6 protein-coding genes and 1 pseudogene are annotated in these 6,705 nt (G+C 56.8%); all 7 read left to right on the top strand.

The genetic code is table 11. The features are described 5' to 3' along the window. The first annotated feature begins 121 nt into the window (after window positions 1-121). Entirely contained in the window at window positions 122-682 is a 561-nt protein-coding gene (locus U8U01_RS16575; RefSeq protein ID WP_322176660.1) for a hypothetical protein, read from the top strand. Window positions 683-721: 39 nt separating this feature from the next. Continuing rightward, the gene (locus tag U8U01_RS16570) at window positions 722-1,876 is read left to right on the top strand and encodes a phage tail sheath subtilisin-like domain-containing protein (RefSeq protein WP_322176658.1); all 1,155 of its coding nucleotides are present in this window, start codon (window positions 722-724) and stop codon (window positions 1,874-1,876) included. Window positions 1,877-1,923: 47 nt separating this feature from the next. After that, a complete protein-coding gene (locus U8U01_RS16565; protein WP_322176656.1) occupies window positions 1,924-2,358 on the top strand; it encodes a phage tail tube protein in 435 nt (144 codons plus the stop codon). 16 nt (window positions 2,359-2,374) lie between these two features. Next, entirely contained in the window at window positions 2,375-2,812 is a 438-nt protein-coding gene (locus U8U01_RS16560) for a hypothetical protein (protein ID WP_322176654.1), read from the top strand. 170 nt (window positions 2,813-2,982) lie between these two features. Further along, window positions 2,983-5,418, top strand: coding sequence for a phage tail protein (locus U8U01_RS16555; protein WP_322176651.1), 2,436 nt, complete (start codon window positions 2,983-2,985; stop codon window positions 5,416-5,418). A 12-nt stretch (window positions 5,419-5,430) separates the two neighbouring features. Continuing rightward, window positions 5,431-6,078, top strand: coding sequence for a LysM peptidoglycan-binding domain-containing protein (locus U8U01_RS16550; RefSeq protein WP_322176649.1), 648 nt, complete (start codon window positions 5,431-5,433; stop codon window positions 6,076-6,078). A 97-nt stretch (window positions 6,079-6,175) separates the two neighbouring features. Then, window positions 6,176-6,705: pseudogene (locus U8U01_RS16545) on the top strand (reverse transcriptase domain-containing protein); the annotation flags it as partial.

Below are 6,705 nucleotides of genomic sequence, written 5' to 3'. Positions count from 1 at the left end.
GACCACACGTTATCGCTTATGTCATGTCTGTGATAGGATGTTTCCATCTTTTTCTCTCCTGCCTTTTTATGATGTTTCCATTCTATCACGATCCTCTCACCTTGTGTAGACACTATCTAATATGGCTAACAATGTTTTGCAGTATGCGTCTGTTTTCCAGAGTGAACTGGACAAGGCGGCGGTGGAACAGGCCACCAGCGGCTGGATGGAGCTTAACAGCAAGCTGGTGAAGTATGAAAGCGGCTCAGAGGTAAAAATCCCCCAGCTGGATATGGACGGCCTTGCCGACTATGACCGGCAGACCGGCTTTGTGGAGGGGGCCATCAACCTTACCTGGCAGACCAAGCAGATGACTATGGACAGGGGCCGCCAGTTTACCTTTGACGAACAGGAGGTAAACGATACCAACTTTGTGCTGACCGCCTCCACGGTCATGGGGGAATTCCAGCGTACCAAAGTGGTGCCGGAGATAGATGCCTACCGCTACAGCCGCCTGGCTGCCCTGGCTATCGAAAAGGGGCGGGCTGTATACGGCTACGCCCCGGAGGAGGGCACTGTCCTCAAGCAGCTGTATACAGACATCGCGGCCATACAGGACGAAGTGGGGGACGATACCCCGCTGGTAATCACCATGGCAACCCCGGTGCGGCGGCTTTTATCCGGGACTATGAAAGCCAGCTGATCCCATTTAAGCGGATGAAGATACCCAGGGAGCGCCCCTATGACTGAGGCGGATATTTTAGCCAGCACCTATACGGACGCCTGCACGGTGTACCGGCCCCAAAAGGTGGAGCAGCCCAGCGGGGAGAGCGTGTTCAAGAAAGGCTTGGAGGGGCAGGTGGTGTATAAAGACATCCCCTGCGCCCTGTCAAGCCCAGCCGGGGGCAAGCTGAGCCAAAGCAAAACAACCGCCAGCGTGGACACGGACTTTTCCCTGTTTGTGCGCCCGGAGGTGGACATCCAACCAGGGGACACGGTGGCGGCAATGCGCCTGGGCAAGCTGCTTTATGAGGGCGGCCCCTACAAGGTCATTGTGGTGAAGGTGCCCACCAACGTGGAAAGCCTGTCCCCCTGGCTTAAGAAGCTGCGGGACTTGAAGTGGAATTACCTGACGGTGCCGGGTATCACCGATGACGAAAAGACCCTGGTATCCGCCTGGATCAAGGAAGAACGGGAAAAAGACCGCAAGACCTTTAAGGCCGTGCTGCCGGAGTGCGCCGCTGACCATGAGGGCATTATCAACCTTACCACGGGCAATATCCAGAGCACCCTGGGCGGGGAGGCTTTCTCCACGGCTGAATACTGTACCCGGATAGCCGGGGTGCTGGCGGGGCTTTCCCTGGCCCGCAGCAGCACCTATTTTGTGCTTTCGGATATCGTGGGCGCGGATGTGCCGGATGACCCGGACGAACGGATCGACAAGGGGGAGCTGGTGATTGTCTTTGACAGCGAAAAGTACAAGATAGGCCGGGGCGTCAACAGCCTGACCACCTTTACCGCCGAACACGGCGAGGAGTTTTCCAAGATCAAAATCATGGAAGGGGTGGACTTGTACCAGGACGATATCCGCAGCACCTTCGAGGACGCCTATGTGGGCAAGGTTATCAATGACTACGATAACAAGCAGGCGTTTGTGGCGGCCATTATTGCCTACCAGAAATCCCTGGAGGGCAATGTGCTTGACCGCAGCTTTGACAATACTGCCGCCGTGGATATCGACCAGCAGCGGCTGTATATTGAGGGCAAGGGCATCGACACCACCGACATGAGCGACATTGATATCGCCAAGTACAACACTGGCTCCAAGGTCTTTATTTCCAGCCACGTCAAATTTGTGGACGCTATGGAAGATTTGAGCCTGGTGTGCAATATGTAGAAAACATTGCGCAAGCGCAAGTTTTGTAAGCGAAAGGAGGAAAGCGCATGAGTAAAATCAGGGGAAATAAGACCCTTTCCGGCACCTGGGGCGAGGTGTGGGTGGATGGCGAGAAAATCTTTGAGCTGTCCAAGGTGGAGCTGAAAATAACTGCCAACCGGGAGGACGTGCAGCTGGGCCTGGACGTGGACAGCAAAATGACCGGCCTCAAGGGTGAGCTGACCCTCACCACCAAAAAGGTGTATTCCCGGTATAACGCCGTGTTTGAGAACTGGAAAAAGGGCATCGACCAGCGCAGCCAGATCATTACCAAGCTGGCAGACCCGGACGCCGTGGGCGGGCAGATCGAGCGCTACAGCTGCGACAATATCTGGTTTAACGAGCTGCCCCTTATCTCCATGGAAATGGGCGCTATCATCGAGCAGGAGGTCAGCGGCGGATTTACCCCCTCCGACCTGGTGAACCTGGACAAGATCGCATAATCAGGAGGTTTTCAGAATGGCAGAAAATAAAAAGAGCCTTTTGGCTGAATTTTCCCGCAAGGCCATGCAGCGGCTGCAGGCCAAAAAGGCCCACAAAAAGCAGGTGCTCCACGTCCCCAGCCTGGAGCAGGATATCACCATCCGCAGCCTGACCTATAACGAGATTGCGGAATGTAACGAGATAGATGACAGCGTGGACAGGGGGCGCAGCGACAAGTACGGCGTTTATCTGGCTATGGTGGAGCCGGACTTAAGGGCCGCTGCCAAGGAGATCATGGAGTCTGAGGCCGACCTCCCCCCAGAGGAGCGCACCCTGCACGAGCCTTTGGATATCATGAACATCTTTGAAATATTCGAGCTGAACCAGATCGCGGCGGCGGTCATGAAGCTGAGCGGCGTCATTGGCGGCCAGGGCAAAGACGTTACGGCGGTAAAAGAGTTAAAAAACTCATAACCCAGGATGGCGATGCGTACCTGCTGCACTACTACATACAAAAGGGCTGGGATGCGGAACGGTTTTTGAGCCTAGACCGTGAATCCCGGCTCTTTTATGCTGCGTCCATGGAAAAGGCCCTGGAGGACAGGGCCGCCATGTTCCAGATTGACACAAAAGGGGGTGGCTGATTGGGCGTTATCAAGGGCGCTATTTCCATCAAGGACAATATGTCGGCCACCCTGCGCAGCATACGCCAGGAGCAGAGCGCTTTCCGGCAGGACGTGGCCAAGACCAAGCAGGAGCTGAAAGCCACCTGGGATAAAAAGCGCACGGCGCGGCTGGACGCTACAGCGGCCCATAAGGCTATGGAGGGCCTAAAGCAAAAGGCCCAGCCGCTAAGAAAGAAAATCGTCATGGCAGCGGCCCTTAAGGACGCTGCCAGCGACAAAATACGGAATGTAAGCAACAAGGTCAAAGGGGTGGGCAAGCTGGTGGCCCGCCCCTTTGTGAAACTCAAGGACGGGGCCACCTCCCTGATCAAGGGCGTCACCAATAAGGTGAAGTCCGTGGGGAAGCTGGTGGCCCATGCTATGGTAAAGCTAAAAGACGGGGTGACGGCGGGGCTTTCCAAGATAAAGTCCGGCCTTGCGGCAGTAGGCAAGAATGTGGTGATCCCCGTGACCCTGGCAGCCGTCACGGTCACCATGGGGGCCATCGGCCAGGGGGCCAAGCTGGAGCAGAGCCTGGGGGGCGTGGACACGCTCTTTAAGGACAGCTCCAGCGTGGTCAAGGCGAACGCCGCCTCGGCTTTCAAAACGGCCGGCCTGTCCGCCAACGAGTACATGGAGCAGGTCACCAGCTTTTCGGCATCCCTGATCAGCAGCCTGGGCGGGGATACCGCCAAGGCCGCTACGGTGGCCGACATGGCTATGGGCGATATGTCTGACAACGCCAACAAATTCGGCACGGACTTGGAGTCCATCCAGAACGCCTACCAGGGTTTTGCCAAGCAAAACTATACCATGCTGGACAACCTTAAGCTGGGGTATGGCGGCACCAAGGAGGAAATGCAGCGGCTGCTGCAGGACACCCAGAAGCTGACTGGCACCGAGTACAATATCGACAACCTGTCGGACGTATATAACGCCATCCACGCCGTGCAGAACCAGCTGGGCGTGACCGGCACCACGGCAAAGGAGGCCAGCGAGACTTTCAGCGGTTCTTTCTCAGCCATGAAAGCCGCCGCCCAGAACCTTTTGGGGAATATGGCCATTGGCGGGGACGTGACCGGCTCCATGCAGAGCCTGGTGGACACAGCCTCCACCTTCCTCTTTAACAACGCCATCCCCATGATAGGGCGGGTGTTATCCTCCCTGCCAGGGGCGATAAAGTCCGGCATCAAGTCCGCAGGCCCGAAAATCAAGGCGGCAGGCGGCGAGATCGTCAAGAGCCTTAAGGCCGGTATCAAGGGTATTTTGCCCTCCAGCATGGGCGGGCTTGTCACGTCTGTCTTTGACGGCCTGCTGCCCAAAATAGGGCCAGCCTTTGGGAAGATAACCTCGGGCCTGGGCTCCATGCTGAAATCAGCCTCCCCCTATCTTGTTTCCTTTGGGGAGGCCGTCATAAGCGGCATAGGCGGGGCCATTGATTTTGCTGCCGCAGCCATGCCCCAGCTTGTAAACGCCTTTGACACGGTGCTGCCGGTCATAGCCAGCATTGCGGGCGGCTTCCAGACCCTTATGCCATCCATTATGAGCTTTGGCGGCGCGGTTATGGGTGCCATCCAGCAGGTGGGCACGGCGGTCATGCCGGTCATTGCCAGCATCATGGACACGGTGCAGTCCGTGATCCCGGCTGTGCTGCCGGTGCTGGAAACGGTAGTCACACAAATAGGCTCTATCATAAGCGCGGCGGCCCCGGTCATAGGCGGGCTGGTGGAGGGCATCGGGCAGGTCATATCGGCCCTGGCCCCTGTGTTCCAGACCATCTTTGACGGCATCGGCCAGAAGGTGGGCACGGTACTGGAGTTTGTCGGCAGCAAAATGGGGTGGATACAGCAGATCATCGGGCAGGCAGCGCCGCTGATCGCCAGCGTGCTTTCCTCTGCGTGGTCGGTCATATCCCCCATACTGGACATGGCGATCAGCGTGTTCCAGCTGCTTTTCAACGTCACGCAAACCGTCTTTAACGGCATTTTGGGCGTGGTACAGAACGTCTGGAACGCCATACAGCCCATTATCTCCTCTGTGGCGGACGCCCTTTCCTGGGTATCCAGCAAAGTGAGCGGCCTGTTTGGGGGCCTATTCGGAGGCGGTGGCGGGGGCGGCAGCGTGGGCGCGAACGCCGAGGGCACCAACAACTGGCGGGGCGGCCCTACATGGGTGGGCGAAAAAGGCCCGGAGCTTGTAGACCTGCCCCGTGGCAGCCGGGTGATGCCCAATAAGGAAAGCGTACAGGTGGCAAGGAACGCAGCCGCGCCCCAAAGGGGCGGCATGGTAATCCACCTGACCATTGCCAAGCTTGCCGACCAGATTATCGTCCGGGAGGATGCGGACATTGACCGCATAGGCGAGGCGGTGGCCAAAAAGGTGATACTGGCCATAGAGAACCTGGTGCCAGCATAAAAAGGGGGCAGCATGAAAGAAAGGATTATTGAATTAAGCTATAACAATCATGAGGAAATGTTCGAGCTGCCCATAAACCCGGAGGAGTTTGAATTTACGGAACCCCACAACAACCAGCGCATTACCCTGTTGAATATCGGGGAGGCAAACCTTATGGGGCGCAGGGGGCTTTTGACCGGCTCCTTTTCCAGCTTCTTTCCCTCTTCTATTTCCCCTTTTGCGCGGTACGCCGACCGGGAGCCTATGGAATATATCAAGCTGCTGCAGAAATGGAAATCCAAGCCCCAGCCCATCCGGGTGATCATCAGCGACTGCGACTTTAACCTGGCCATGACCATAGACAGCCTTACATACAGCCACAAGGAGGGGGACAAGGACGTATATTATACCCTGGATTTGACCGAGTACCGCTTTCTAAATGTGCCCACGGTCAAGCAGGAGGCTGCCGCCCCCAAAAAGGACAGCGGCCTCAAGGAGCGGCCCAATACCCAACCTGCCCCCAAGACTTATACGGTGGTATCCGGGGACTGCCTCTGGAATATCGCCAAGAAATTTTATGGGGACGGCAGCCAGTACACAAAGATTTACAATGCCAATAAGGGGGTGATCGGCAGCAACCCCAACCTGATAAGGGCGGGGCAGGTTTTTACAATCCCGTAAGAAAGGAGGCGGCGGTATGATTTCCATTTCATGTGCCGGGGTTATGTAGTTAGCTTTGGCACCAATGCCCCAAACACTATACGGAGGGCGAATACTTATGACCAGTGAAGAGCGCCGGGAGGCGCGTTACAAACGCCGCCAAGCAAAACGGGCGGCAAATAGGCAAAAGCGGTGCGAGGCGCTTGGCCCGGTGGAGAAGATTTTTTCCTACCGGGATATGTTCAAGTATGGGAAAAAGTGCTGTAACGGGGTGCGCTGGAAACAGTCTGTGCAAAACTTTGAAATGCACCTGTTTTCCGGCACAGCCAAGCGCCGCAGGCTGGTGCTGGAGCAGAGGTGGAAGCCCATGAAATGCTCCCACTTCACCCTGCGGGAAAGGGGCAAGGTGCGGCCCATAGACGCGCCCCATGTGTCGGACAGGCAGGTGCATAAGACCCTTTGCAATAATGTGCTGGTGCCCCTGTACGGCCCCAGCATGATAAAGCACAACGGGGCCAGCCAGAAAGGAAAGGGCCTGCATTGGCATTTCCGGGAGCTTAAGGAGCAGCTGCGCTGGCATTACCGGCGCTATGGCAGGCAGGGCGGGGTGCTGCTTATGGACTTAAAGCAGTTTTTCCCCAGCGCCCC

This window comes from Acutalibacter caecimuris (assembly GCF_034335085.1).
Taxonomy (GTDB): domain Bacteria; phylum Bacillota; class Clostridia; order Oscillospirales; family Acutalibacteraceae; genus Acutalibacter; species Acutalibacter caecimuris.
The sequence above is the reverse complement of the archived record's forward strand: the minus strand, read 5'-3'. Positions and strand labels throughout refer to the sequence as shown.